This is a genomic window from Alitiscatomonas aceti (genome assembly GCF_025567195.1).
GTDB lineage: Bacteria > Bacillota > Clostridia > Lachnospirales > Lachnospiraceae > Alitiscatomonas > Alitiscatomonas aceti.
In genome coordinates, this window is the sequence record NZ_JAOQJF010000033.1 from 1 (window position 1) to 25,164 (window position 25,164).

General features: G+C 50.9%; 20 protein-coding genes. 13 read left to right on the forward strand and 7 right to left on the reverse strand.

All coding sequences use genetic code 11. The annotated features are described in order from the left end of the window. Positions 1 to 96: 96 nt before the first annotated feature. Entirely contained in the window at positions 97 to 672 is a 576-nt protein-coding gene (locus OCV69_RS13395) for an MATE family efflux transporter (RefSeq protein WP_158359763.1), read from the reverse strand. A 91-nt stretch (positions 673 to 763) separates the two neighbouring features. Then, positions 764 to 1,651 (reverse strand): cation efflux transmembrane domain-containing protein, encoded by an 888-nt coding sequence (locus OCV69_RS13400; protein WP_022274423.1) that lies wholly within the window; start codon positions 1,649 to 1,651, stop codon positions 764 to 766. A 239-nt stretch (positions 1,652 to 1,890) separates the two neighbouring features. On the opposite strand from OCV69_RS13400, the gene bcp reads away from it, so the two are divergent. The 4 genes from bcp to OCV69_RS13420 all read left to right on the forward strand — a co-directional run bounded on the left by bcp (position 1,891) and on the right by OCV69_RS13420 (position 6,807). Next, positions 1,891 to 2,346 carry a thioredoxin-dependent thiol peroxidase gene (bcp, locus tag OCV69_RS13405; RefSeq protein ID WP_158359761.1) on the forward strand — a complete coding sequence of 152 codons (456 nt, stop codon included), beginning with the start codon at positions 1,891 to 1,893 and terminating at the stop codon, positions 2,344 to 2,346. A 101-nt stretch (positions 2,347 to 2,447) separates the two neighbouring features. Beyond that, positions 2,448 to 5,441 carry a DEAD/DEAH box helicase gene (locus OCV69_RS13410; protein ID WP_158359759.1) on the forward strand — a complete coding sequence of 998 codons (2,994 nt, stop codon included), beginning with the start codon at positions 2,448 to 2,450 and terminating at the stop codon, positions 5,439 to 5,441. Continuing rightward, positions 5,438 to 5,830: a (deoxy)nucleoside triphosphate pyrophosphohydrolase gene (locus OCV69_RS13415; RefSeq protein WP_158359757.1), complete on the forward strand. Its 393-nt coding sequence runs from the start codon at positions 5,438 to 5,440 to the stop codon at positions 5,828 to 5,830. Before OCV69_RS13410 ends, OCV69_RS13415 begins: the two co-directional genes overlap by 4 nt. A gap of 17 nt (positions 5,831 to 5,847) precedes the next feature. Beyond that, the gene (locus tag OCV69_RS13420; RefSeq protein ID WP_158359756.1) at positions 5,848 to 6,807 is read left to right on the forward strand and encodes a P1 family peptidase; all 960 of its coding nucleotides are present in this window, start codon (positions 5,848 to 5,850) and stop codon (positions 6,805 to 6,807) included. Between the two features lie 69 nt (positions 6,808 to 6,876). Here OCV69_RS13420 and OCV69_RS13425 read toward each other — a convergent pair whose 3' ends face one another. Beyond that, the gene (locus OCV69_RS13425; protein ID WP_158359754.1) at positions 6,877 to 8,040 is read right to left on the reverse strand and encodes an amidohydrolase; all 1,164 of its coding nucleotides are present in this window, start codon (positions 8,038 to 8,040) and stop codon (positions 6,877 to 6,879) included. Next, positions 8,018 to 9,199 carry an amidohydrolase gene (locus tag OCV69_RS13430; RefSeq protein ID WP_022274419.1) on the reverse strand — a complete coding sequence of 394 codons (1,182 nt, stop codon included), beginning with the start codon at positions 9,197 to 9,199 and terminating at the stop codon, positions 8,018 to 8,020. Before OCV69_RS13430 ends, OCV69_RS13425 begins: the two co-directional genes overlap by 23 nt. A gap of 198 nt (positions 9,200 to 9,397) precedes the next feature. On the opposite strand from OCV69_RS13430, the gene OCV69_RS13435 reads away from it, so the two are divergent. Further along, the gene (locus OCV69_RS13435) at positions 9,398 to 11,353 is read left to right on the forward strand and encodes a sigma 54-interacting transcriptional regulator (protein WP_262563153.1); all 1,956 of its coding nucleotides are present in this window, start codon (positions 9,398 to 9,400) and stop codon (positions 11,351 to 11,353) included. A 207-nt stretch (positions 11,354 to 11,560) separates the two neighbouring features. Here OCV69_RS13435 and OCV69_RS13440 read toward each other — a convergent pair whose 3' ends face one another. Beyond that, complete coding sequence (locus OCV69_RS13440) at positions 11,561 to 11,974, reverse strand: DUF3899 domain-containing protein (RefSeq protein WP_158359750.1); 414 nt, start codon at positions 11,972 to 11,974, stop codon at positions 11,561 to 11,563. Between the two features lie 128 nt (positions 11,975 to 12,102). Here OCV69_RS13440 and OCV69_RS13445 point away from each other — a divergent pair, with 128 nt between their 5' ends. The 5 genes from OCV69_RS13445 (at position 12,103) to OCV69_RS13465 (ending at position 18,128) form a co-directional block, all read left to right on the forward strand. Beyond that, entirely contained in the window at positions 12,103 to 13,917 is a 1,815-nt protein-coding gene (locus tag OCV69_RS13445) for an ABC transporter substrate-binding protein (RefSeq protein WP_158359748.1), read from the forward strand. Between the two features lie 102 nt (positions 13,918 to 14,019). Beyond that, positions 14,020 to 14,970 (forward strand): ABC transporter permease, encoded by a 951-nt coding sequence (locus tag OCV69_RS13450; protein WP_022274415.1) that lies wholly within the window; start codon positions 14,020 to 14,022, stop codon positions 14,968 to 14,970. Continuing rightward, on the forward strand, positions 14,970 to 16,118 hold the full coding sequence (locus OCV69_RS13455; protein WP_022274414.1) for an ABC transporter permease: 1,149 nt from the start codon (positions 14,970 to 14,972) through the stop codon (positions 16,116 to 16,118). The genes OCV69_RS13450 and OCV69_RS13455 overlap by 1 nt, the downstream gene beginning before the upstream one ends. 17 nt (positions 16,119 to 16,135) lie before the next feature. After that, the gene (locus tag OCV69_RS13460) at positions 16,136 to 17,179 is read left to right on the forward strand and encodes an ABC transporter ATP-binding protein (RefSeq protein WP_158359746.1); all 1,044 of its coding nucleotides are present in this window, start codon (positions 16,136 to 16,138) and stop codon (positions 17,177 to 17,179) included. After that, entirely contained in the window at positions 17,166 to 18,128 is a 963-nt protein-coding gene (locus OCV69_RS13465) for an ABC transporter ATP-binding protein (protein WP_158359745.1), read from the forward strand. The genes OCV69_RS13460 and OCV69_RS13465 overlap by 14 nt, the downstream gene beginning before the upstream one ends. Before the next feature lie 886 nt (positions 18,129 to 19,014). Here the strand turns inward: OCV69_RS13465 and OCV69_RS13470 are convergent. Further along, positions 19,015 to 20,196: a M20 metallopeptidase family protein gene (locus OCV69_RS13470; RefSeq protein ID WP_158359743.1), complete on the reverse strand. Its 1,182-nt coding sequence runs from the start codon at positions 20,194 to 20,196 to the stop codon at positions 19,015 to 19,017. Positions 20,197 to 20,321: 125 nt separating this feature from the next. Here OCV69_RS13470 and OCV69_RS13475 point away from each other — a divergent pair, with 125 nt between their 5' ends. Beyond that, entirely contained in the window at positions 20,322 to 20,624 is a 303-nt protein-coding gene (locus OCV69_RS13475; RefSeq protein ID WP_262427096.1) for a hypothetical protein, read from the forward strand. Between the two features lie 33 nt (positions 20,625 to 20,657). On the opposite strand, the gene larE is transcribed toward OCV69_RS13475, so the two are convergent. Continuing rightward, a complete protein-coding gene (gene larE, locus OCV69_RS13480; protein WP_158359741.1) occupies positions 20,658 to 22,274 on the reverse strand; it encodes an ATP-dependent sacrificial sulfur transferase LarE in 1,617 nt (538 codons plus the stop codon). Positions 22,275 to 22,549: 275 nt separating this feature from the next. On the opposite strand from larE, the gene OCV69_RS13485 reads away from it, so the two are divergent. Both OCV69_RS13485 and OCV69_RS13490 read left to right on the forward strand, forming a co-directional pair. After that, a complete protein-coding gene (locus OCV69_RS13485; RefSeq protein ID WP_158359739.1) occupies positions 22,550 to 23,941 on the forward strand; it encodes an MATE family efflux transporter in 1,392 nt (463 codons plus the stop codon). A 20-nt stretch (positions 23,942 to 23,961) separates the two neighbouring features. Next, on the forward strand, positions 23,962 to 25,089 hold the full coding sequence (locus tag OCV69_RS13490; RefSeq protein ID WP_022274406.1) for a M20 family metallopeptidase: 1,128 nt from the start codon (positions 23,962 to 23,964) through the stop codon (positions 25,087 to 25,089). Positions 25,090 to 25,164: the final 75 nt, after the last annotated feature.

The window sequence follows — 25,164 nt, forward strand, 5'->3', positions numbered from 1 at the left end:
TTCTTTTTAAATTCAGGGGTGTAACTCTGTGGCATAATGTGTACCTCTTTTCTTTATAAGATTGATTATATCTTATTAGCCACTCCTGTTACAACATTAGTATAGCACTTCAATGGAGATGAAGACATAGTCCAGGACTATATTCAAAATTCCTCCCGTAATGGAACAGACCATGGAAAGAGCGGACTTTCCGGCGGCGATCATGTACAAGGTGAAATTGTTCATCAGAAGGATCGGAACCGTAAAGATCAGATAACGGCTCAGATAGATACGGCAGTAGCCGGCCACGGCGGGAGACAGGTTCATGGATCCAAAAAGGCGGTCCATGACCAGATAGCCCAGGCCGGACATGATGAGTCCCACCGCCACGTTTACAGCGATCAGAAAGGTGAAGTCTTCGTTGGCTTCCTGGGCTTTCTGCTGTCCGGCCTTCCGCATGATGACGGCGCTCCCTCCAGTGGCCAGCATGGTGGAGATGGCTGTGACCAGTGAGATCACAGGCGCTGTCAGATTGACGGCGGATAAGGCATCGGTTCCTATGAGGTTAGATACAAACAGGCCGTCCACCATGGTATAAAAGGACATGAACACGGTCATAACGATGGTAGGGACGGAAAACATCAGCACGTTTTTCAGGGTAACGGGCTGTCGATATGCATTTTCACCGGACATAAATAAAAATCCTCCTTGTATGTTACGGTATGTTTTTATCATAAACCGTACAGTAACAGTATAGTCAAGGGGGATTTTGAATATTTTTTGATTAAGGAACCAGGATCAGCTCACAGGTGCATTCCTGGAATTTTTCCCGGGCCTTTTCATTTAAGGAATCCAGGGCGTCGGACAGGTCCTGGACCTTCAGGCTGCCGGTTTCGATCTTAAAATATATGGCGACCCACAGATGCCGCCCGGTCCGCGTGATATCGAAGAAAACCGGGGAGAAGCGGTATTGCTCCAGGACCGGTCCGCAGAGGGCCTTGATCTCGTTTATAAATTCCTCGTCTGGTGAGAATAGGAATATATCCCGGACGGCGCTCCACAGAACCTTGATGCTTTCTGGAAGCATGAATACCATAACAAGGACGGCCACGATCTGGTCAAAATACGGGGTGATAAATCCTAGAGGTGTTTTTTCCAGATAACGGGACAGGAAAAAGGCCAGGGACATGCCCAGACTGTATACAATATCCAGTTTCCATCCCAGAAGTTCTGCGGTGATGGTGGGCGAGGACAGGTTCCGGTTCAGCCGCTTCATCAGAAGAAAAATGATGATGCTGGCTGCGCCGAGGCAGAACTGGAAAAGGGAGACCTGGGCATTGTTTATGGGATTACCGCCGGATAAAGCGGAATCCAGAACCTCCGCAGACACGCCCATGGTCACGGACAGCATCATAACGCCTTTGATTATGACAAATATGGATTCCAGCTGGAAATACCCATAGGGATGCTTTTCCGATACAGGCTTATGAAACAGGGGCGTCAGGAATAGGAGCAGGGCAATGAAGACCAGCTCCGACGCATCATATACAGCGTCCGTCAGTGCAGACTGGGAATGGCTGTATATGGAAAAAATAAATTCTGCAATGGCAAACAGGAGTCCCGAAAAAAAGGACATCATTAAAATCTGTTTTTCTTTCTTTTCTGTGATCATACGACACCTCTTTGAATGTAATTTTCTGTGTTCAGGCTTATACAGGCAAGGTATCATCTCATTTCTCAAAGGTTTAAAGAGCATTATACCAAATGCTGGAAGAAATGTACAGTTATTGAAGAACGCTTCTGTGATACGCTCCGGCGGGGACTGGAGGAAAGTTTGCTTTAAAACGGTGGAAAAACTGCCTGTTATGGATTAAAATAGTGGATAAGAGAAATCACAAGGAGGGATCTGCAATGCTGGAAACAGGAACAAAAGCGCCGGCGTTTGAGCTGCCGGACCAGAACGGAGTCATGCACAGACTGGAGGATTACAAAGGAAAAAAGGTGATCCTGTATTTTTATCCCAAGGATAATACTCCGGGATGTACGAAGCAGGCCTGCGGTTATTCGGAGCGCTATCCGCAGTTTATGGAGAAGGGCGCGGTGATACTGGGAGTCAGCAAGGACTCTGTGGCCTCTCATAAAAGGTTTGAGGAGAAATATGGCCTGGCGTTCACTCTGCTTTCCGATCCGGAGCGGACGGTCATCGAGGCCTACGATGTGTGGAAGGAAAAGAAGAATTACGGGAAGGTATCCATGGGCGTGGTCCGCACCACCTATCTCATCGACGAGGACGGCATCATCATCCGCGCCAATGATAAGGTAAAGGCAGCAGATGATGCGGAGAAGATGCTGGGAGAGATGGAATAGGCTGAGTTTGTGCAGCAGGGATGGTGGGGGATGGTGCAAAATGGAGGCAAATTAGAAGAAATTTTGCATCCTCTCCCATGGGAATGATGGAGAGCAGGAAGATGGTCAATCAGGTGTTTAGTGAGCTTCATAATGGCTTTGAAACGGCGTGTATCAATGGAGAATTTTCTTCCAGCCTTGCGTTTAAGCCTCAATTTGTATCAAATGACAGCCGAGAGGGAAGAAAGGTTTTATCCTCCATAGAGGATGAGCTTTTGAAATGCGAGCATTTTCAAATGAGCGTTGCATTCATTACAATGGGAGGAATAACACCGTTTCTTCAAACATTACAGGAGTTGGAGCAAAAAGGTGTGACTGGGGAAATTTTAACGACAAATTATTTGTGTTTTAGTGATCCCAAGGCACTGAAAAAGCTGCATCAGCTTAAAAATATCCGGATAAAAATGTATGATGTAGAGGCAGCAGAAGAGGGATTCCATACAAAGGGATATATATTTCAGAGAAACGAGATTTATCACATTATTATTGGAAGCTCGAATATGACCAGCAGCGCTCTGACGACGAACCGAGAATGGAATACGAAATTTGTCTCCACCTCAAAAGGAGAAATGGCACAGGAGATCCTGGAAGAATTTAGGAAATTATGGAGTTCTCCCTATGCGTCTAACTATGAGGATTTCATAGAAGAATACACGGAACGCTATCAAATTATCAAGCATCAAAAAGAGACTGCCCGCCGGGAGCGTACACCTTCGCTGGAGAAATACCGGCTTCAGCCAAATTCTATGCAGGTTGGCTTTATCAAGAATTTAAGGGATATATTGAGCAGGGGTGAGGATCGGGCACTTTTGATCTCTGCCACGGGAACAGGAAAAACGTATGCTTCAGCGTTTGCAATGCGGGAACTTGGGTTTCGTAGGGTTTTATTTTTAGTTCACAGAGGCCAGCTGGCAGTGCAGACGAAGAAATCATATGAGAAGGTATTTGATGCGAGTGTTTCTATGGGGATCGTTGGTGCGGGATATCAGGAATACGATGCAGATTATGTATTTGCGACCGTACAGACGTTAAATCGAGATGCTAATCTGGCTAATTATAGTCAAGATGCCTTTGATTGTATTATATTGGATGAAGCACATCACAGCTCTGCCGAGACATATCAGAAAATAATGGGGTATTTTACACCCAGACTATGGCTGGGCATGACTGCAACACCAGATAAAAGAGACGACAATGCGGAAAAGAAGAACATTTACGCAATTTTTCATTACCAGATTGCATATGAAATCCGCTTACAGCAGGCAATGGAGGAAAAACTGCTTTGTCCGTTTAATTATTTTGGTATTAGTGATCTTTCCGTCATCGGAGATGAAAAAGGAAAGGGAAGGAAGTTATCAGCAGGAGACTTTAATCAGTTGGTCAGTGATGAGCGTGTAAAACATGTTCTTGAAAAAGCGGAATATTACGGTTATAGCGGAGACCGTGTGAAGGGACTGGTATTTTGCAGCAGAGTTGATGAGTCCATTGAACTATCTGCTAAATTTAATGAGGCCGGGTATCGGACGATTGCTTTAAATGGAGATGCCTCAGAAGAGGAGCGGATGACAGCATTTGAACGTCTGGCAATGGATGAGGCGGATGCTGCCGAAAATATGAAGCCGTTGGATTATATATTCTCCGTGGATATTTTAAATGAGGGTGTGGATATTGTAGAGGTAAATCAAGTGATCATGCTGAGGCCGACACAATCGCCTATTGTATTCATCCAACAGCTAGGCCGGGGCCTTCGTAAAGCAGAAGGCAAAGAATATGTCGTCATTCTGGATTTTATTGGGAATTATGAAAAGAATTTTATGATCCCGGTGGCTCTTTCTGGAGACCGTACCTATAATGCGGACACCATAAGAAGGTATGTGATCAGCGGAAACAGCACAATTCCAGGCACTTCGACCATTCATTTCGATGAAATTGCGAAAGAAAGGATTTTCCAATCAATCGATAAAATCAGAGGAATAAAAGCAATTATCCGGGAAAGCTATACAAGTCTTAAAAATCGCCTGGGCCGGGTACCGTATATGGTGGATTTTTATGAGAATGGGGAAGTCGATCCTCTGCTGATCATCCGGGAGTATAAAACCTATCAGGATTTTTTGACTTCGGTGGAGAAGGAAGAAAAAATCGGATCGCTGACGGAAAATGAGAAATTGACGTTAGAATATTTATCGAAAACGATTTTGAGCGGGGTAAGGCCCTATGAATTAGAGATTCTGAAACGTCTTTTTACATCCGATTCTATTTCCATAGAAAGCCTGCAAAAGGAATTATGGAGCCAATATGGAAATGTATTTGACGAAAAATCCTTGGAGGACGCATGCTCCGTCCTTCAAGGGAAGTTTGTAAGTAAGGAAGAGGAATATCAAAAATATTGTCATATTGATATTGTGGAAAGGGATACTCAAAACTCGATCCATAGAATGAAGAGCTATGCAGAGCGATTGCAGCATGCGGAGTTTTATAGGCAGCTAAGGGATCTGGTGACAGTCGGGATCCATAGATATCAGGATAAGTATGAGCGGGGAAGAAAAGAGGGTACTCCCTTTGTTCTGTATGAAAAGTATTCCCGCCGGGATGTAAGTCTCCTGATGAACTGTGGGAAGGATCTTTCCTCGATCATGTACGGAATGAAGAGGATCGGGGATGATGTTTTTATATTTATTACCTATCATAAGGCAGAAGCAGAGGACGAGACAAAGCTTTATGCAGATGGAAAACCCGATTATGCGGATGCCTTTGCAGACAGTACGACATTCCGATGGGATTCTCAGATTGGAAAAGGACCAGAGAGCTCTTATATGAAGGACGTTTTAAGTGCAAAGAACAAGCATTTACTAGTGAAAAAAAGCGATGCAGAAACAAACTTTTATTATATGGGAACCTTTGATATTGTGTCCTGCTGTGGTTCAAAGAAAAAGGACAATAGCGGAAAGGAACGCGATATCACAAAGGTTACCATGAAAATGCATCAGCCAGTCAGAGAAGATCTGCTGAGATATTTGGAAAGCAATATAGAAAAAGAGGAGAAACAGGCAGGATGAAAACAATCAAGGTAGTGGCGGCCGTGATCAGATCCGGCGATAAGGTTTTTGCGACACAGAGGGGATATGGAGAATTTGAAGGAGGCTGGGAATTTCCAGGCGGAAAGATCGAGCCCGGAGAGACTCCGGAGCAGGCTTTAATACGGGAGATCAAGGAAGAGCTGGATACGGAAATCGAAGTGGGAGAACGGATCGATACAGTAGAATATGATTATCCCAAATTCCATTTATCAATGGACTGCTTTTGGTGCAGCATCATTCACGGAGACCTGGTGCTGCTGGAGGCAGAGGATTCCAAATGGCTGACCAAGGATACCTTATATTCCGTAGACTGGCTGCCGGCAGATGCGGGGCTGGTACAGAAGATCGAAAATGAATTGAATCGCTAGGAAAGGAGTCCCCCAAAATGAAAGAAATAAAGATCCAGGAGCTGGAAAACATCAAGATCGGAAGTGCAGAAAACAAAGACGCCGCCACCGGCTGCACGGTGATCCTCTGTGAGCAGGGCATGGCAGCGGGGCTGGATGTCCGGGGAGGCGGTCCGGCGTCCCGGGAAACGGAGCTCTTGAAGCCCACAGCGGCGGCAGAGTCGATCCATGCGGTGCTGCTGTCCGGAGGCAGCGCCTTTGGGTTGGATGCGGCCGGAGGCGTAATGGAGTATCTGGAGGAGCGGAATATCGGCTTCGATGTGGGGATCACAAAGGTTCCCCTGGTGTGCGAATCCTGCCTGTTCGATCTGATGGTGGGAGATCACCGGGTCCGGCCGGACAAGGCCATGGGCTATGCGGCCTGTGAGAATGCGGAAGAGGGCAATTACCGGGACGGGAATTTCGGAGCCGGGACCGGAGCCACTGTGGGAAAGCTTTACGGACCGGAGTTCTGTATGAAGTCGGGGATCGGAAGCTACGCGGTACAGATCGGAGAGCTGCAGGTGGGAGCCATTGTGGCGGTCAACGCTCTGGGAGATATTTATGACTGGAAAAATGGTAAGAAGGTTGCCGGACTTCTGGCAAAGGATAAAAAATCCTTCCTTTGTACCGAGGACGAGGTCTATAAGAGCTATGAGGTGGTAAAAAATAAGTTTGTGGCCAACACCACCATCGGCGCGGTCATCACCAATGCGGCCTTCCACAAGACCCAGCTTTGTAAGATCGCGTCCATGACCCACAACGGCTATGCCCGTTCCATCCGTCCGGTCCATACGACGGCAGATGGTGACAGTATCTATGCCCTGTCCACAGGGACGCTGGAGGCGGATCTGGACATGGTGGGTACTCTGGCGGCTCAGGTCATGTCGGAAGCCATTCTCCGGGCTGTTATGAGTGCGGAGACGGCTTACGGTTTTCCGGCGGCCAGGGATCTATAAAAAGAAGAACGCTCCGGGACAAAGGCGCCGCAAGGGCAGCCAGATCCCGGAGCTTTTTTTATGGAAATTTTACTGCTGTTTCTGGTAGACCACATTTCCTTCAATGAGGACGGTGGCAGCCGATGTATAGAAGTTAAAGGGGTCGCCGTCCCAGATGACGATGTCGGCGTCCTTACCGGGCTCTAAGCTTCCCACCCGGTCCTCCAGGCCGCAGGCGCGGGCTGCGTTGATGGTCACGGCCTCCAGGGCTGTCATGGGATTTAATCCCTTTTTCACCATCAGCGTCATCTGGACCATGGAGAGCTCCACGTTCATTTCCGGATGGCCGGTGGTGGCGGCAAATTCGATGCCGTTTTCTTCCAGGACAGAGCCTGCAATGGGATCCCGGTAACGGTTTTCACTGTTCTTTTCTCCGTAGACCGGTCCCAGCACGCAGCGGACGTTGTGCTTCTTCAGATCCTTTGTGATCTTCCAGGCGTCCACGCAGTTTTCTACCGTATAGGTGAGTCCGAATTCCTCGGCGATGCGTACGGCAGTCATCATGTCATGGCCGCGCTTGGCGATGAATTTTACGGGCATTCCGTCGAATACGCGCATTAGGGAGTGGAGCTTCATATCGAATTTCGGCGGCTTATTTGCCGGATCCTTCTGGGAAGCGGTCCACTGGTCATGATAGCGTTTCGCCTTCATCAGAGCCTCGCGGATCACGGCCGCCGTGCCCAGTCTTGTCATGGGCGATCTCTTTCCGCCGTACGTATTTTTCACTCCGTCAGTGAGGCACATCTTAATGGCGATCTCGGGCACCATGACCATCTCCTCCACCGTATTGCCAGTGGTCTTGATGGCTGCGCAGGTTCCGCCGATGGGGTTTGCATTGCCCGGACAGGTAACGGCTGTGGTCACGCCTCCGGCCAGAGCCATTTTAAAGCCCTCGTCTCTGGGATTGATGGCGTCCATGGCCCGCACCTGGGGTACGATGGGATCGGTGGTCTCATCGGCGTCGTTGCCCTCAAACCGGAAGACCTCTTCTTTGACGCCAAGGGAGCAGTGAGGCTCGACGATACCGGGAGTCACATAGTTCCCGCAGGCGTCGATGATCACGTTGCCCTGGCCGTATTTCTGGCAGGCGTCGTCGCAGATATCAAGGACCTTTCCGTCCTTTACTACCAGATCCTTTTTCTCTTTGTAGATTCCGGCCATGTTGATCAGATTACAGTTTTTGATAATCAACATTGCTTTCACCTGCCTTTCTTTCATATGCGATCTTTCCGTCGATGAGGACGATACCGGCCTGGTACATGGTGTCTAACGGTTCCACATCCCAGATGACGATGTCAGCGTCCTTACCGGGCTCGATGCTTCCGACTCTGGAGTCGATATCTGTGATCTTTGCAGCGTTTAAGGTCACGCTGCGGATCCCCATTTCCCTGGACATTCCGTTTTTCACATAAAGGATGACCTGGAGCAGCTGGTCCTCAATGGGAACGAAGGGAGCGTCGGTGATCAGGGCGAAGGTGACTCCGGCCTCCTCCAGGATCCGTCCGGCTTCATAGGAGCGGTTCTGGCATTCGATCTTGCTCTTGCCGCCGACGGTGGGGCCCAGCAGGCACTCGGCGTTGTTCTTCTTTAAGAATTCCGGGATCATCCATCCTTCGGTACAATGCTCGATGGAGTAATGAAGGCCGAATTCATTGGCCACGCGGACAGCAGTCTGGATATCGTCCGCCTGATGGGCATGGATCTTGACCCGCATTCCTTCAAATACCCGCATTAAGGAGTGCAGGTGGAAGTCGAACGGGAAATCCGGCTCCTGGCCATGGAGCTTATAGTTTTCATAATATTCCTTTGCCTTAAAAAGCTCCTCCCGCATAAGGGCGGCGCTCATCATCCGTGTTCTGGGAGCCTTTCCACGGTTTCCGAAGGTCATCTTTGGGTTCTCTCCCAGAGCCATTTTCATGGCCAGCTCCGGGCAGATGACACGGGACTCCATATCTTCGCCGGCGGTCTTGATGGCTAAGAAGGTTCCACCGACGATGTTGGAGCTTCCGGGACCGGTCACAACGGTGGTGATCCCCTGGCGGAGAGCCGCGTCAAAGGTGGCATCCTCTGGGTTGATGGCATCTAAGCCCCGCAGTCCCGGAAGGACCGGCTCCGTATACTCATTTCCGTCCATTTCCTCGCGGCAGGCGGTTCCCCATAGACCTGCATGGCAGTGGGGGTCCACAAGACCGGGAGTGACGGTGCGTCCGGCGGCGTCGATAATCTGGCAGTCCTCCGGCACCTCTCCCACCTGGCCGACCTTTACGATCTTTCCGTCGTCGATCAGGATATCGCCGGTCTGCTCATACATACCGGCCATGGTGATTAAATTTCCATTTTTGATCAGCAGCAATTGAAAAGCACGCTCCTTTCTTAGATCATAGCTCTAAATCAGTACTATTGTACAAATTTTTTGTGAAAATGTCAAAGAAATTATGGAACATAGGGAGGAAAAACAAAAAATATATAGAGGACTGGGAGATCTGGTTGTTTTTCTGTATATGAGCGACTATAATGGAATTGAATGAAAAATACAGGGGGGGGGTATAAGGTGGAAAAGCCCACAATGCTGATCGTTTCTCAGAGCTCAACGACAAATGTAGGAATGCGGTCCTATTTAAATCATATATTTAGTAAATATATCCATCTGGAAACCTGCCTTGCGGCAGATGTGGATACGGAACGGATGGAAAAGGCGGATCTGGTACTGTTCAGCTCCAGATCCGCGGCCAGGATGGCAGAGCCTCTCATGACGCCGAAGATCCGGTATCTGATCTGTATCCGGACCTTTAACCATACGTATTTAAACAGGATCCTTTCGATCCCGTCCAATTCGGAGGTGTATCTGGTCAATGATTCGGAGCGCTCGGCAAAGGACAGCATACAGCTTCTGTACACACTGGGGATCACCCAGTACCGTTTCATTCCCTATTATCCGGGCTGCCCGGAGACGAATCCCGGGATCCAGTATGCGGTGACGGTGGGAGAAAATAAGCTGGCTCCCAGGAACGTCCAGACGCTGGTGGACATCGGGATCCGGATCGCCGATATTTCGACGATCTCGGAGATCGCCTCATTTTTCCATCTGCCTTTAAGCCTGGCGGATGTGGTGTCCTTAAATTATATCAACCAGTTTGTGCAGCTTTTGAAAATATCCAATCACCAGCTGAGCCAGGCCACTAACACGAAGTTCATTACCCAGAGCATCATCAGCAACATTGATACGGGCATCTGTATCATAGACGATGAGGGGAAGATCCAGATGATCAATAAGCAGTTTAAGGAGGCCCTGGATATTCCCAGATCCCACCTGGTGGGTACGCTCCTTAAGGAGGCGGTCCCGGAGCTGGACGGCATTGCGAAAAGGTCCCAGGACCAGCGTTCCCCATTTTTCCTGGTCTGCAGGGGTAAAGAGGAGCCTCTGAAGCTGACAGTCCAGGAGATCCGGGACATGAACCACCGGAGACTGACCATGATCCACTGCCATATGGACCAGCCGGCCCTGGAAAGACCGGCTCCAGAGGGGGATACGGAAGGAAACGTTATAAAGAGAGAAGGGGCCTACTTCCGCTTTGATGATTACCGGACGGCCAACAGCCGCTCTCTGCGCATGGTGGAGGCGGCCAGACGGATCTCCTTAACGGATTACCGGGTGCTGATCTCCGGGGAGCCGGGTACGGGAAGAGAGGTGCTGGCCCAGGCCATCCACAATAATTCCAGGAGAAGTGCAGAGCCCTTTATGAAGCTGAATCTGACGGTCTTGAGTGAAGGGCAGATTATGGAGGAGCTGTTTCCCGGAGACGGCCGGGAGGGGATCTTAAATCGGGCAGAGGGCGGGACCCTGTATCTGAATGGTATTCACTGTATGTCGATATCGATGCAGAAGGAATTTTTAAATATGATGGACCAGATGCCCGACGTGCGGTTTATCGCATCCACGGAAGAGGATCTTTATACCATGTGCCAGGAGGGGAGGTTTTTAAAGTCTCTTTTTTATATGATCGGCGAGGTATCCCTGGAGACATTTCCCATCCGCCAGAGACCCGAGGATATTCCGCTTTTATTTGAGTACTTTATACGGAATATCTACAACAATTCAGCTCTGCGCTGGACCGATATGTGCAGCGAGGAGCTGTGGAACAGCCTGACGGCGTATTCATGGCCGGGCAACGGAAAGGAGATCGAAAACCTCTGTAAGTATGTTTACTGTTTTCATTCGGAGGGAAAGCTGACCATCCGGGATCTTCCGGCTTACATAAGGCTTCAGATGGCGAAAAAAACGTCGCTGCTTTCTCCCCTGGAAAAACGGGTCTTACAGACGGTGGCCCAGAATCCGAAGACCGGGCGGGCCGGTCTCCAGGAAATTTTGGAGAATGAAGGGCTCCAGGTGGCGGAGGGAAAGATCCGGAGTATCCTTCAGAGTCTTTCGGAGCAGGGACTCATAAAGGTGAACCGCACCAGAGGGGGCTGTGAGATCACAGAAACAGGAGAACTCCAGTTAGAGTAAAATACAAAAGGGATTAGGTTGTTTAAACGAAGGAGAAAACTTCTTTAAAAACCTAATCCCTTTATTTTGTCTGATAATTTGTAATTTGGACGAAAAATGACAGCTTCTGCTTTGACACACAATATATGTATTTGTATAATAAACACAATGAATCTCAAATAAATATCTCAAATATATACAGAATACACATAAATGAGTCATGCACATTTAGTAAAATGCAATGGTCAGAAACAGGGAGGCCAGGATAAAGACGCCTCCGGCCAGAAGCGGCTCCTTATAGGTGGCAGCCGGTTTTTTCTGGGTCAGATAGTCAGAATAGGATCCGAGCTGTTCGGGAGCAGGAGTAGCAGAACCATTGGAATCCTTTTCATCCTGTGCAAGATCAGAGTTTTTCCCCGAGCGCGCCAGCTTTTTGTGGGAATAAACCAGCAGATCAAAGGAGCCGGCATATTTGGCCAGGCGGAAGCAGCCCAGGATCATTGGAAGCATGCCGCCGATGAAGAGGCCGTCGATGAGCCGGTAGAGGAAGATCTGGTCCTTCTGGAAAAAAATGTAGGCAGCAGCCACGGCGATCCCCAGGACCACGTAGTTTTTCAGATTTTTGACTGAAAGTGAAGACATAGATGCACCGTCCTTTGTTTCTAAAAATGATTATGAGTCCTATTATACCTGGATTGGAAAGAAAGTCAAGAAACGCCAGTCGTTATTTATGGGCAGAAGCCCTGCAATAAAAAAGGAGGAATGAGTGAATGAAGAAAAGAGTATTAGCAGCAATGATGGCATGTGCCATGGCAGCCGGCCTGCTTTCCGGGTGCAGCAGCGAGCCGAAGAATCCCGGGGATTCCAATGAGCCGGTGACCACAGCCGCCGCAGGTCAGACCGAGGCGGGGGATGCCACGGCCGCAGCCCAGGAGGAGTCCGGGCCGAAGATCTTCCACGACTATATGACGACGGATGTGGATACCATCAATCCGCATATTTATACCATGAGCGTTTCCGGCGACGTGATCGCTAGGACTTCCCTCCAGCTTTACCGCCAGTACCCCAACGCGGAGGGGACCAGCTTTGAGTACCTCCCGGAGCTGGCAGAAAAAGAGCCGGAGAAGGCGGATGAGGAAGGAAAGGTATGGCATATCAAGATCCGTGAAAATGCCAAGTGGGAAAATGGAGACGCCATTGACGTAGACGATGTGATCTACTCCTTTAAGATGTGTCTGGATCCTATTATGGTCAACAGCCGTGCCTCCCAGCTTGCCAGCGACTATATCACTATTACCAAAGCATCGGATTATTCTCTCCAGGGGAACGCCGGAACTGTTGCCTGGGAGGACGTAGGAATTAAAAAAGCCGACGACTATACCCTGAAACTCCAGCTGGACGCTCCCGTAACGGCTGAAGACATTAAGTCACATTTTAACTATGTATGGACCTGCCTGGTTCATGAGCCTACTTATGAGGCATGTATGAGCGAGGACCGGAGCACAAACACTTACGGATCCACCAGGGAAAAATACATGAGCTGCGGCGCATTTATCCTGGACCAGTGGATCGCAGGCTCCCAGTTCGATATGAAGAAGAACCCGGATTTCGTTCTGGGCGATAAGATCAAGCTGGATGGCTACAACTATAAGATCGTGGGCGACCGGAATACAGCCCTGGAGCTTTACTTAAACGGCGAACTGGACGCGGTTTCCTTAAGCCCGGAATCCATCGAGCAGTATATCGATGATCCCAGCATCAAGAAAGCCCCGGCCACTTCGATTCAGACCCTTACCATCAACCATGGAAATACCAACAACAACGGGATTCTTGGAAATTTAAATTTCCGTAAGGCATTATTCTATGCGGTTGACAGAGAAAGCATCGCCAAGATGACAAACGGGATCCCGGCCAATTACCTGGTAGCAAGCAAGTGTCTCGGCTTAGATGGAAAGACCTACCGTGACATGGAAGAATCTCAGGCTCTTTTAGAGCCCAATCTGGGCTACGATCCGGCAAAGGCGAAGGAATATTATGAAAAGGCCCTGGAAGAATGCGGTCTTACAAGTCTGACCCTGACCTTACAGTATAACGAGACCAGCGCCAATAATAAAGCAGCTTCTGAATTTCTGCACAAATCTCTTCCAGAGGTATTTGGCGACAGCTTTACTCTGGAATTGATGGCTGGCTCCACTTCCGTATTAAACAGCTATATCAAGGGCTGGAAGGAAGGCGATCCCAACAGCTTCGAGCTTCAGTGGAGAGGCTGGAACACCAGTACTCCGGCTCCGTGGAACGGACTTAAGGTTTACAGCAGCATGTATTCCAATAAGAACGAGCCATATTACAACGACGAATTTGATGCCCTTTGGGAAAAGGCCAACTACGATATCGAAGCGAAGCTGGATCCTGCATACCGCATGGACCTCACAAGACAGATGGAAAAGATCGTTCTGGATGAAGTGGCGGCCTGTCCGGTCTATGAAGCTCCGTCCTACAATCTGATCAGCTCTAAGATCCATCTTGTATGCGACGAATATATCCCTGGCTATGGCTTTGGATACATTCTCAGTACAAAGGACTGATCGTTTGCAGAATAACTGACAGGAACCAGGATGGGGGTGCTGCGAAGATGCTGTTTTGCGGCATCCCCATTTTCTAATCTGATGTGGAAAGGAACATGTCTTATGGCGAAGTATACGATCCAGCGAATTTTAGCCATGCTGCTGACCATGTTTATCATACTGACCGTGGGATTCATGGTGATCCGCCTCATGCCTGGGGGGATTTTTGATGATGCGGTGGATATGACCCATGAGCAGAGGGCGGCCCTGGAGGCAAAATATAACCTTGATAAGCCGATCATCGTCCAGTACGGCCTGTTTTTAAAGGGTCTGATCTTAGAGGGAGACTGGGGGACATCCCTTAAGATGAACATTAACGTGCCGGTCTGGGATATTATAAAGACCAAGATCCCGGTGACGTTATATATTAATTTCTTCTCGCTGCTGATCTCCCTGCCGCTGGGAATCGGCCTGGGGATCGTGGCGGCCATACGGAAAAACTCCATCACCGACTACCTGATCTCGTTTCTGGTGGTCATCTTTATCTCCGTGCCGTCGTTTATCTTTGCGACGCTGCTCCAGTATTTCGTGGCGTTTAAGGGTGGGCTGTTCCCGATCATCTTCGATGCCACATCCACTGGCTGGGCCAGGTTCCATGGTCTGGCACTTCCCATCATCGCCCTGTCCTTAGGCCCCATTGCCCGCGTCACCAGGTATTTGAGGGCAGAGCTGGCCGAGACCATCAATTCGGACTTCATGCTCCTTGCCAAGACCAAGGGGCTTACGGAGCGGCAGGCTACCTTAAACCATGGGATCCGCAACTCCCTGCTTCCGTTAATGAACATCATCGTTCCCATGTTCACGAGCATCATGGGCGGAAGCCTGGTGATCGAGACGATCTTCTCGATCCCCGGCATGGGCGGAATCATGGTAAAATCCGTCAACGCGCCGGATTATACAGTGACCCTTGCAGTACTGATTTTTTACTCGCTGGTTTCTTTGATCACGGTTCTGATCGTGGATCTGTCTTACGGCATTGTTGACCCGCGTGTGAGGATGGGAGGGAAGAAGTAATGGCAAAATTTTATTCTTCCGATTTGCCTGAATACCAGGTGGAGCCGGAAAGCTTTGAGTTTGTCCAGATGGAGGGCGAGATCGCTGATGAAAAGTTCCAGGATAAGCCCATCGGCTTCTTTAAGGACGCCATGCTGCGCTTCTGCCGCAGTAAGGTTTCCATCATCGCCTTCATAGGGATCGTGATCGTTCTTCTGTTCGCTGTGTTTGCCCCGGCCCTCAGCCGCTGGGACTACAACGACCAGGATCTGAACCGCATCAATCTTCCGCCCAAGGTGCCGGTACTGGAAAACTATGGGATCCTGGACGGGACCCGGTGGCTCACCAACCGGCGGGTGGACTCTCTGGAGGATACCTCCCGGTATCCGGAGGGCAGTATCTTAAAGGTCATCAATCACCGCACGGTCCAGGGCGTGGAAATGTGCGATATTAAGGTGGATTATTATAAGTACTCCGGCGTGGAGGACGGAACGTATTTCTGGATGGGGACCGACTATCTGGGCCGGGATCTCTGGGTGCGCATGTGGCGCGGAGCCAGGGTCTCCCTGCTGATCGCCTTTATTTCTGTGATCTGCAACGTGTGCATCGGTATTGTATACGGCTCCATCGCAGGCTATTACGGCGGAAAGGTGGATATGATCATGATGCGTATCACCGAGATCATCGGTGCGTTCCCGGAGATCGTGGTGGTGACTCTGTTCATCCTGTTTTTTGGTACGGGGATCCTTTCCATCATCCTCTGCCTGGTGGTCCAGAACTGGATCGGAACGGCCAGGATGATCCGCTCTCAGTTTTACCGCTATAAGGGCAGCGAGTATGTGCTGGCGGCCAGGACCCTGGGGGTCAGGGACATGGCTCTGATCTTCCGCCATATCCTTCCCAACTCCATCGGCCCCATCATCACCAGGGCCATGATCGCCATTCCGGGCGCTATTTTCACCGAGTCCTTCTTAGCTTACATTGGACTGGGGATCCGTGCTCCGGAAAGCTCCATCGGCGTTCTCTTATCCCAGGGCCAGAAGGTGATGCAGCAGTATCCCAACCAGGTATTTTTCCCGGCGGTGGTGATCTCCCTGTTAATGATCGCCTTCAACATGCTGTCCAACGGCCTGCGCGACGCCTTTGATCCGACCCAGCGGGGCGCATAAGGAAAGGAGAGAAAAGTATGGAACCAATTTTAAGCGTAAAAGATCTTTCCGTATCCTTCAATGCCTTTGCAGGAAAAGTGCATGCGGTGCGGGATGTGAATTTTGACCTGTATAAGGGCGAGACCCTGGCCATCGTGGGGGAGTCCGGTTCGGGAAAATCCGTGACTACCAAGGCGATCTTAGGGATCCTGGCCAAAAACGGCCATATCGACAGCGGCACTATTATGTACCAGGGCCAGGATATGGCGAAGTATAAGGAGGCCGATTTTTATAAGATCCGCGGAAAACGGATCTCCCTGGTATTCCAGGACCCGCTTTCGGCCTTAAATCCCATTATGAAGATCGGAAAGCAGATTACCGAGGCTCTGATCTTAAGCAAGGCCATTGAAAAGTCCAAAGCCAAGGCCCGGGCCATTGAGCTTATGGAGGCTGTGGGGATCCCCAACGCCGCCGAGCGGTACGACGCTTATCCTTTCCAGTTTTCCGGCGGTATGCGCCAGAGGATCGTCATCGCCATCGCTCTGGCCAGCAACCCGGAGATCCTGATCTGCGATGAGCCGACAACGGCACTGGATGTGACCATCCAGGCCAGGATCCTGGAGCTGATCAACGATATGAAGCGGGAAAGGGATCTTTCGGTGATCTTCATCACCCACGATCTGGGCGTGGTGGCCAACATGGCGGACCGGGTCTGCGTGATGTATGCAGGACGCATTGTGGAAGTGGGGACCTGCGAGGATATTTTCTATCGGCCGGCCCATCCTTATACCTGGGCGCTCCTTTCGGCTATGCCGGACCTTCACACGGAGGAGACGCTGTTTGCCATTCCCGGCGCGCCGCCCAACATGCTGCATCCGCCCAAGGGCGATGCCTTTGCGGCCAGAAATAAGTATGCCATGAAGATCGATTTTGAAAAGGAGCCGCCGTATTTTAAGATCTCTGATACCCATTATGCCGCCACCTGGCTGCTCCATCCCGACGCGCCAAAGGTGGAGATGCCGGATATCTTAAAGCACAGAATCGCCAGGATGAAGGAGGAGGCAGGATATGAAATCGGATAACAGGAAGGAACGTGACCATATCCTGGATGTGGATCACTTAAGTATGCACTTTACCACGAAAAAACGTGGAAAAACCTCGGTGGTGAAGGCTGTGGACGATGTTTCCTTTTATGTGGAGCGGGGAGAGACCTTCGGGCTGGTGGGGGAATCCGGCTGCGGAAAGACCACCACAGGCCGCACCATCATCCGTCTGTATGATCCCACCAGCGGGACCGTGGCCTTTGACGGAAAAGAGATCAGCGGGAAGATGGATAAGAGCCTGAGAAAGTATATCACCGACAACATTGCCATGATCTTCCAGGATCCCATTGCCTCTTTAAACCCCAGAATGACAGTCCAGGAGATCATTGCCGAGGGCTTAAAGATCCGCGGGGTAAAGGATCCGGAGGAGTTGCATCGGCAGGTGGTGGCCATGCTGGAGCACGTGGGGCTTCAGGCGGAGCATGCCTCCCGGTACCCTCACGAATTCTCCGGCGGCCAGAGGCAGAGGATCGGCATTGCCAGGGCGCTGATCGTGAAGCCTCAGATGGTGATCGCCGATGAGCCTGTGTCGGCCCTGGACGTTTCGGTCCAGGCCCAGGTCATCAATCTGTTAAACAAGCTGAAGGAGGAGATGGGGCTGACCATTCTTTTCATTGCCCATAACCTGTCGGTGGTCAAGTACTTTTCTGACCGGATCGGCGTGATGTATTATGGAAAGCTGGTGGAGATGGCGGATTCCGACGAATTATTTAAGAATCCCATGCATCCGTACACCCGGGCCCTGCTTTCTGCCATCCCGGAGCCGGATCCCATCAATGAAAAAAAGCGGAAGAAGATCCATTATGATCCGGAAATGCACCGGTATGGGGATGGGAACCAGCCTTCTTACCATGAGATCGCTCCCGGGCATACGGTGTACTGTTCAGATGAGGAATTTGAGGAGATAAAGAAGCAGTGGAAGGCGTAGGGAAGTAGAAATAAGAAATGGAAGATGCTGCAAAGGGCAGGCTTTATATTCCCTTTGCAGCATCTTTTATGCCATAGGAAAGTGCCGTCCTACGACATAAAAAACGCTCCGCGGGGATCGCCATGCGGTGGAAGGGAATTATAAAACAAAAATAAAGATTGTCATCCAGATATCGCTATTATATAATACCAATATGGGAAACCACAGAGCCAGGGCGGCTTACCCTCTGATGATTCGGAGGGCCTATAACCCCTCCAGACCAAAGAGGAAAGGAGGGCGTTGCTTATGTATATTACATATTCTGATATGGTTCAGACGGGAATATTCATATGCGCCCTTGTGGGACTGTGCTATACAGTCTTTAAGGGAAAAAAGTAGCCGCCAACTACCGCAAATAGTTGACGGCTGAAAGATACAGCTGCTAACTGTCTGAGGGTAAGCCGCTTCTGTGGCTTTCCCTTTTTCTATATTTAGTATATCATATCTGAAAGAAATTACAAGTATCAGATATCGCGGATAAAAATAAAGATTGTCATCCAGATATCGCTATTATATAATATCAATATGGGAAACCACAGAGCTAGGGCGGCTTACCCTCTGATGATTCGGAGGGCCTATAACCCCTCCGGACCAAAGAGGAAAGGAGGGCGTTGCTTATGTATATTACATATTCTGATATGATTCAGACGGGAATATTCATATGCGCCCTTGTGGGACTGTGCTATACAGTCTTTAAGGGAAAAAAGTAGCCGCCACATCTCGCACATGTGACGGCCGCCCGTTAGGGTAGTAATTCATTGTTCGGGGTAAGCCGCTTCTGTGGCTTTCCCTTTTCTACATTTAGTATATCATATCTGAAGGAAATTACAAGTATCAGACCTCCGTTTTATTCCCCATCCTGTTTTGTGAGCTTTAAGTACAGAGCCAGCTCCATTTCCAGGGCAATGGCCAGTCCGCGCTCATCCAGCTGGAAGCTGCAGTTGTGATGGGGGCTGGAGGTGATGGGACGGTCCGGATCGGCCATACCCACATGGAAGTATGCGCCGGGCTTTTCCATCAGGAAGTAGGCGAAGTCCTCCCCGCCCAGGGAACCGGATTCCTCCACCGGTGTGTACCCCATGGTATCTGCCGCATCTGCGATCATATCTGCGTATTCCGGCGTATTGATGGTGGCCGGGTATCCCAGGGTAGTGGTCACGTCGCAGGTCATTCCGTGGGCCTCGCAGATGCCGTGGCTGATGGAATCAATGTGGCCGAAGATCTGCTGGATCAGGTCATTGTCCTGGGTACGGATGTTGCCGCCCAGGGTAACGGTATCTGTGATGATATTGGGGTACTGGCCGCCGTTTATGTAGGAGACGGTGAATACTCCGGTATCTGCGGGGGCCTTCTTTTCTGCCAGGATCTGGTTTAAGGCAGAGGCCAGGAGACAGGCCACAGGAACCGGGTTTTTCGCGTTGTGGGGAGAGCTTCCGTGTCCTCCCTTGCCGTGGATAGCTACTTCATAAATACCGATGGCCGCGGAGCTGGAGCTGTGGCTTAAGGTGATGGTCCCCAGGGGATGGTTGGAGGAGCTGTGCATTCCGAATACCATGTCCACGCCGTCTAAGGCATGATCTGCGCAGAGGGCCTTTGCTCCGCCGGGAAGCTTTTCCTCCGCTGCCTGGAAGATGAATTTTACAGTTCCTTTTACCAGATCCGGATGCTCAGATAAGATCCGGGCCAATACTAAGAGACAGGCGGCATGGGTGTCATGGCCGCAGGCGTGCATGATGCCGGGCGTTTTGGATTTATAGGGGAGATCGTTGTTTTCTTCCACAGGAAGAGCGTCGATATCTGCCCGGAAGGCGATGCAGGGACCAGCCTCCCGGCCCTTTAGGATTCCCACCGTGCTGGTGCCGGTGATCCCGTCCTGGAGGGCAATCCCCATGGAGCCAAGGGCCTTGCGGATGTACTCTGCGGTCCTGTATTCCTCAAAGGAAAGCTCCGGGTTCTCATGGAGATGGTGGCGGATCTCTTTTAACGGTTCTTCATAGGAGTGGACCAGGTCTTTGACAAATTGTTTCATTTGTGTGTTCCTTTCTTATATTTTATGTTTTCTGATAAAATAAAGTATATAAAGAATTCACAGATTTTACAATAGCGGGGAAGGAAAAAGGATGATATAATGAATTTAGACAGGAGGCGGGGAATATGATCGATCTGGATGGGATGATCTCCATCCCATATTTGAAAAAAACCACGTTTACGGGAAGTGAGAAAGAAATGAATTTCATGATACGGAAGGAAGCGGGAGAGAATGGCGACGTTCTTCAGGCCGCTGCCTGGCCAGGACCCTATATTTTTTCTGTGACAGAGGATGAAAAAAAGACGTTTCAGGAATTTTCCTTCGATAACGAGGGGATCCGGAATGCAGTGGACTGGCTGAACCGATTTTATGGAGAGAACTACGGAACGGATGAGGAAAAGGCGGATACAGAAAAAAGGCAGCTCTGATGGATTTCAGACTGCCTTTGCTGTATCTGTTTTTTATATGGTCACAGACCGGGCGGAAAGATCCAGGAGCACCTGGGAGAAATCTGGTTTTAAAAGCTCCAGGACCTCCAGGCGTTTTTCGGCCAGAAGGGAAAACTGGGATTCCGTAAGCTGGAGCCTGGCGTTCCAGGAATCCTGGCCTGCGGGATCCTTCCAGACGCGGACGCGGAAATCAGAGAATCCCAGCCTGGTGAGACCGGTCTCCGCCCGCTCGATCTTTTTTAGGATCTCCTGGTCTATGGAGCAGCCAGTGGGGACTCTGGTGGCAAGGCAGGCATAGGCCGGCTTGTTCCAGGTAAAGAGTCCCGCGTTCCGGGAATATTCCCGCAGGGCCTTTTTGGTGACACCGCAGACCCGCAGGGGGGAAAGGACCCGGAGCTCCCGAAGGGCCCGCATCCCGGGCCGGTCTCCGGCGTCGTCGGAGGCGTTGGTACCGTCCATGACCTCCAGGAAGCCGTCTTTTTCTGCCGCCTCCAGGATCCTTGAAAAGATGGCGTTTTTACAGTGATAGCAGCGGTCGGAGGGGTTTTCCCGGACTGCGGACAGCTCCAGGACGTTTAAGGGGAGTATGGTCATCGGGGCTTTCAGGGAAACGGCCAGTTTTTTTGCGTCCTCCAGTTCAAAGGCCGGCTGGAAGGGGGAAGCTGCATAATAAGCCCGGACATGGCAGCCGCAGGCCCTGGCCGCGTATAGGAGATAGGCGGAGTCAGTCCCGCCGGAAAAAGCCAGAGCCATCTTCGGGTGGTCCTGGAAAAATTCCCGGAGAGCGTCGGGAATGGTCTGTCCGAAGGTCTCCATGTACAGGTCCACCGTTCCCAGAGCTTCGTGGACCAGGGCTCTGGCAGCAGGGTTCTTAAAATCCGTCCGCTCAAAGGGCTTTCTATAATACCCCTGCTCCTTTACGATCTGGATGCTTTCCCGGTAGTTTAAGTCGAATATAAAGCATAAAAAGCCGATCCACTGGTCCAGATGGGTCTTCCTGGCACGCCGGTCCACGGAAACATGGTCCCGGAGAGCTTCCATGACCGTTGGTGTAATGGTTTCCCGGGATATCTCTTCCTCGGAGGCCCCCACCACATCGGTCATGTCGTCGGTGGCGAAGACGCGGAAGATGTCGCATTTATCGGCATCCCGGATGAGGCGGCACAGCTCCAGGACCTCTCCGGCGGAGCAGCAGGGCCCGGGCGCTCCTAAGCTTTGGGCGTCATCGGAACAGGAAGAGGCTGCGGCCGTCACTGTGGGATCGATCCTCAGCCTGTTATGGTTTTCGATGGCAGTGAGGACGGCTTCCCTGTCCGTTTCAGCCAGCCGGTCCAGTACATGGTTTTCCCGCAGGACCCGGCAGCTTAAGGATGCGTGGTCCACGCTTTTATGGTCCAGGAAGGTGTCGTACTGTTTTAACTGTTCAAAACGGCCGATATCATGAAAAAGGGCGCATAAAAGGGCCAGCCCGGCGGTGTGGGGCGGCAGAAGGCGCTTCTGGCACAGATTTTCCATGACGGAGACAACGGCATAGGTATGGACGATCTTAAGGGCAACACGGCCGTCTGTGTGATCATAGCGGGCCGCATAATCGTCAAAGTATTTTTTATATTCATTGAAATCGATCATTGGCAGGAAATTCCTTTCTTGGGGGATCCGTATCCCTCCGGGAGAATGAAGCGCCGGCTTTTGGCGGCGATCGGATCTGTTTGTAACGCATTATATCATGACCGGTCTGGTTTCACAATACGGGGCCTGGCGGACTTTCTGGTGATTTTCACGTTTGGATTTTCTGAAAGGAAACCCTTGGAAGAATCCGGCCCAGAGTGCTATAATAAAACTGTCAGGCTTCTGGCCAGGCTCTGGCATCGGCCAGAAAAAACAGATAGAAAGAGTGGAAAACCATGCCGGCAAATCAGACAGCAAAAAAGAAGAAATACGACATGCTGACAGACCATCCAGGGAAGGCGCTTTTATTTTTTGCCCTCCCCATGATCTTCGGCAACCTGTTCCAACAGCTTTACAATATCACAGACTCGGTGATCGTGGGCCGCTTCGTCGGGGAAAATGCCCTGGCGGCCGTGGGCGCGTCCTACGCCATCACCAACGTGTTCATCGCCATTGCCATCGGCGGCGGAATCGGGAGCTCGGTGATCATCTCCCAGTTTCTGGGAGCGGGAAAGATAGGGAAAATGAAGACAGCCGTATTTACGACCATGATCAATTTCCTGGTGATCTCTGTGATCCTGGGGACCGTTGGTGCTGTTTTTAACCATCAGATCCTTTCGTGGGTCAATACGCCGGAGGACATTTTTTCCGATGCAGCCCTGTATCTGGCCATTTATTTTCTGGGTCTTCCGTTTTTGTTCATGTACAATGTCCAGGCATCCATTTTTAATTCCCTGGGAGATTCCAAAAGACCGCTGTATCTTCTGATCTTCTCCTCCCTGTTAAACATTGCGCTGGATATGGTGTTCGTGATCTGCTTCCATCAGGGAGTCCGTGGAGTGGCGGTGGCAACGCTGATCGCCCAGGGCGTCTCGGCGGTACTCTCCTTTTTCCTTCTGATGCGGAAGCTGAAGGGGTATGAGGAAGAGGAAAAATATGGCTGTTATGATTTCGGGATGATGCGGTCCATGGTGAAGATCGCCGTTCCCTCCACGCTCCAGCAGTCCATCGTCCACATGGGCATCCTTCTGGTCCAGTCCGTGGTCAACAGCTTCGGTTCCGCGGCCCTGGCAGGCTATTCGGCAGGAAGCCGGATCGAGTCCTTAAGCATCGTTCCCATGCTGGCCATGGGAAATGCCATGTCCACCTTTACGGCCCAGAATATTGGCGCTGGAAAGCTGGACCGGGTGAAGGAGGGCTATAAGATGTGCTATGTGACCGTGCTCACTGTGGGCGCGGGTCTGTGCATCATGTACCAGCTGTTCGGCGGCGCGTTTGTGTCCATGTTTTTAGAGAGCGGCGGCAGCACTGCCTATTCTGTGGGCGTTTCTTACGTGAAATTTCTTTCCTTTTTCTATGCCTTCATCGGCCTTAAGGCCACTACCGATGGTCTTCTCCGGGGAGCTGGGGATGTGGCGGCATTTACGGCGGCCAATCTGGTGAATTTGTCCATCCGGGTCATCGTCACCAACGTGTTTGCCCCTGTTTACGGGATCCAGGTGGCATGGATGGCCGTTCCCATGGGCTGGGCGGCCAACTATATCATTTCCTTTGGCTGGTATCTGACGGGAAAATGGAAGCGGGTGAAGGTAATATCTGCAGACCAGGGAGAAAAGCGTAAAAATTAAATATATAGGGAGGGATCCATATGGAGGAGAGACTTTTAAAGTATTTCAGGGATCACGAGGCGGAGATCTTTGGGGATCTGGAGCGGCTGGTGAAGGCAGAGGCCAGCACATCGGATCTGGAGGCTCTGGCCGAAACCAGGAAGGTCCTGGAGGCTTTGATCCGGGAGCGGACGGGAGAGGAGCCGCTGGTCTATGAGCGGGAGGGAGGACATGATCTGGTGCGGTTTGAGCTCGGACAGGGAGAGGAAAAACTCCTGATCATTGGCCATTATGATACCGTACATCTGATCGGCGCCATTCAGTACCGCACAGAGGGAGACCGGCTGTATGGCCCTGGTGTTTCGGATATGAAAAGTGGTCTTATCTCGGCCATATGGACGGCCAGAGCCTATAAGGAGCTGGGGATCGATCCGGGGAGAAAGCTGGTCTTTATTTTCAATGGAGACGAGGAGACGGGAAGCCATGAATCCTCGGACATTATCTGCGGACTGGCAGAAAACGCCCGGGCGGCCCTGGTCTGCGAGCCCTGTGTGGGAAACGGGGATCTTAAGACAGGAAGAAAGGGAAATATAAAATTCAATGTGACGATCCATGGGAAGGCCTCCCATGCGGGAAATGCCCATAAGGAGGGAATCAACGCCATCCAGGAGATGGCTGCGGAGATCCTGAAGATCCAGGCACTGACGGATTATGAGGCCGGCACTACGGTCAATGTGGGCATATGCCAGGGAGGAACGAAGGTCAATGTGGTACCGGCTGCGGCCAGCTTTTCCGTGGACTGCCGCTATAAATCTATGGAGGAGGGCCAGAGGATCCGACGGGAGATCCTGGAATTGCCGATATCTGTTCCTGGTGCGTCCAGGGAGGTGGAGATCGTGGAAGGGAAGCTTCCCATGGAGGAGACCCAGGGGAACATGGAGCTGTTTGCGGCTGCGAAGGAATGCGGCAGGAAGCTGGGACTTTCGTTTTCCCACCAGTTCGTAGGCGGGGGCAGCGATGGAAACGCTGTGTCAGCCATGGGGATCCCCACCCTGGACGGCCTGGGAGGCTGGGGGGACGGGGCTCATTCCGAAAGCGAATACCTGCGGATCAGCCAGTATATTCCGCGGATCGCGCTGCTGGCTTCGCTGATTCTGGATATCCGGTAGAACAATATAGAAGAGAGCTGCTGCGGCAGGGGGATTTTGAAGATCCTCTGCTGGCAGCAGCTCTTTTTTTGAAAT

Bases quoted from the DNA above. Each gene is read 5' to 3' on its own strand.
- OCV69_RS13460 (WP_158359746.1), top strand. From the start codon at position 16,136: ATGGAACCAATTTTAAGCGTAAAAGATCTTTCCGTATCCTTCAATGCC.
- OCV69_RS13445 (WP_158359748.1), top strand. From the start codon at position 12,103: ATGAAGAAAAGAGTATTAGCAGCAATGATGGCATGTGCCATGGCAGCC.
- OCV69_RS13395 (WP_158359763.1), bottom strand. From the start codon at position 672: ATGTCCGGTGAAAATGCATATCGACAGCCCGTTACCCTGAAAAACGTG.
- OCV69_RS13490 (WP_022274406.1), top strand. From the start codon at position 23,962: ATGGAGGAGAGACTTTTAAAGTATTTCAGGGATCACGAGGCGGAGATC.
- OCV69_RS13410 (WP_158359759.1), top strand. From the start codon at position 2,448: ATGGTCAATCAGGTGTTTAGTGAGCTTCATAATGGCTTTGAAACGGCG.
- OCV69_RS13420 (WP_158359756.1), top strand. From the start codon at position 5,848: ATGAAAGAAATAAAGATCCAGGAGCTGGAAAACATCAAGATCGGAAGT.
- OCV69_RS13455 (WP_022274414.1), top strand. From the start codon at position 14,970: ATGGCAAAATTTTATTCTTCCGATTTGCCTGAATACCAGGTGGAGCCG.
- OCV69_RS13440 (WP_158359750.1), bottom strand. From the start codon at position 11,974: ATGTCTTCACTTTCAGTCAAAAATCTGAAAAACTACGTGGTCCTGGGG.
- OCV69_RS13465 (WP_158359745.1), top strand. From the start codon at position 17,166: ATGAAATCGGATAACAGGAAGGAACGTGACCATATCCTGGATGTGGAT.
- OCV69_RS13470 (WP_158359743.1), bottom strand. From the start codon at position 20,196: ATGAAACAATTTGTCAAAGACCTGGTCCACTCCTATGAAGAACCGTTA.
- bcp (WP_158359761.1), top strand. From the start codon at position 1,891: ATGCTGGAAACAGGAACAAAAGCGCCGGCGTTTGAGCTGCCGGACCAG.
- OCV69_RS13400 (WP_022274423.1), bottom strand. From the start codon at position 1,651: ATGATCACAGAAAAGAAAGAAAAACAGATTTTAATGATGTCCTTTTTT.
- OCV69_RS13475 (WP_262427096.1), top strand. From the start codon at position 20,322: ATGATCGATCTGGATGGGATGATCTCCATCCCATATTTGAAAAAAACC.
- OCV69_RS13485 (WP_158359739.1), top strand. From the start codon at position 22,550: ATGCCGGCAAATCAGACAGCAAAAAAGAAGAAATACGACATGCTGACA.
- OCV69_RS13415 (WP_158359757.1), top strand. From the start codon at position 5,438: ATGAAAACAATCAAGGTAGTGGCGGCCGTGATCAGATCCGGCGATAAG.
- OCV69_RS13450 (WP_022274415.1), top strand. From the start codon at position 14,020: ATGGCGAAGTATACGATCCAGCGAATTTTAGCCATGCTGCTGACCATG.
- larE (WP_158359741.1), bottom strand. From the start codon at position 22,274: ATGATCGATTTCAATGAATATAAAAAATACTTTGACGATTATGCGGCC.
- OCV69_RS13425 (WP_158359754.1), bottom strand. From the start codon at position 8,040: ATGTTGATTATCAAAAACTGTAATCTGATCAACATGGCCGGAATCTAC.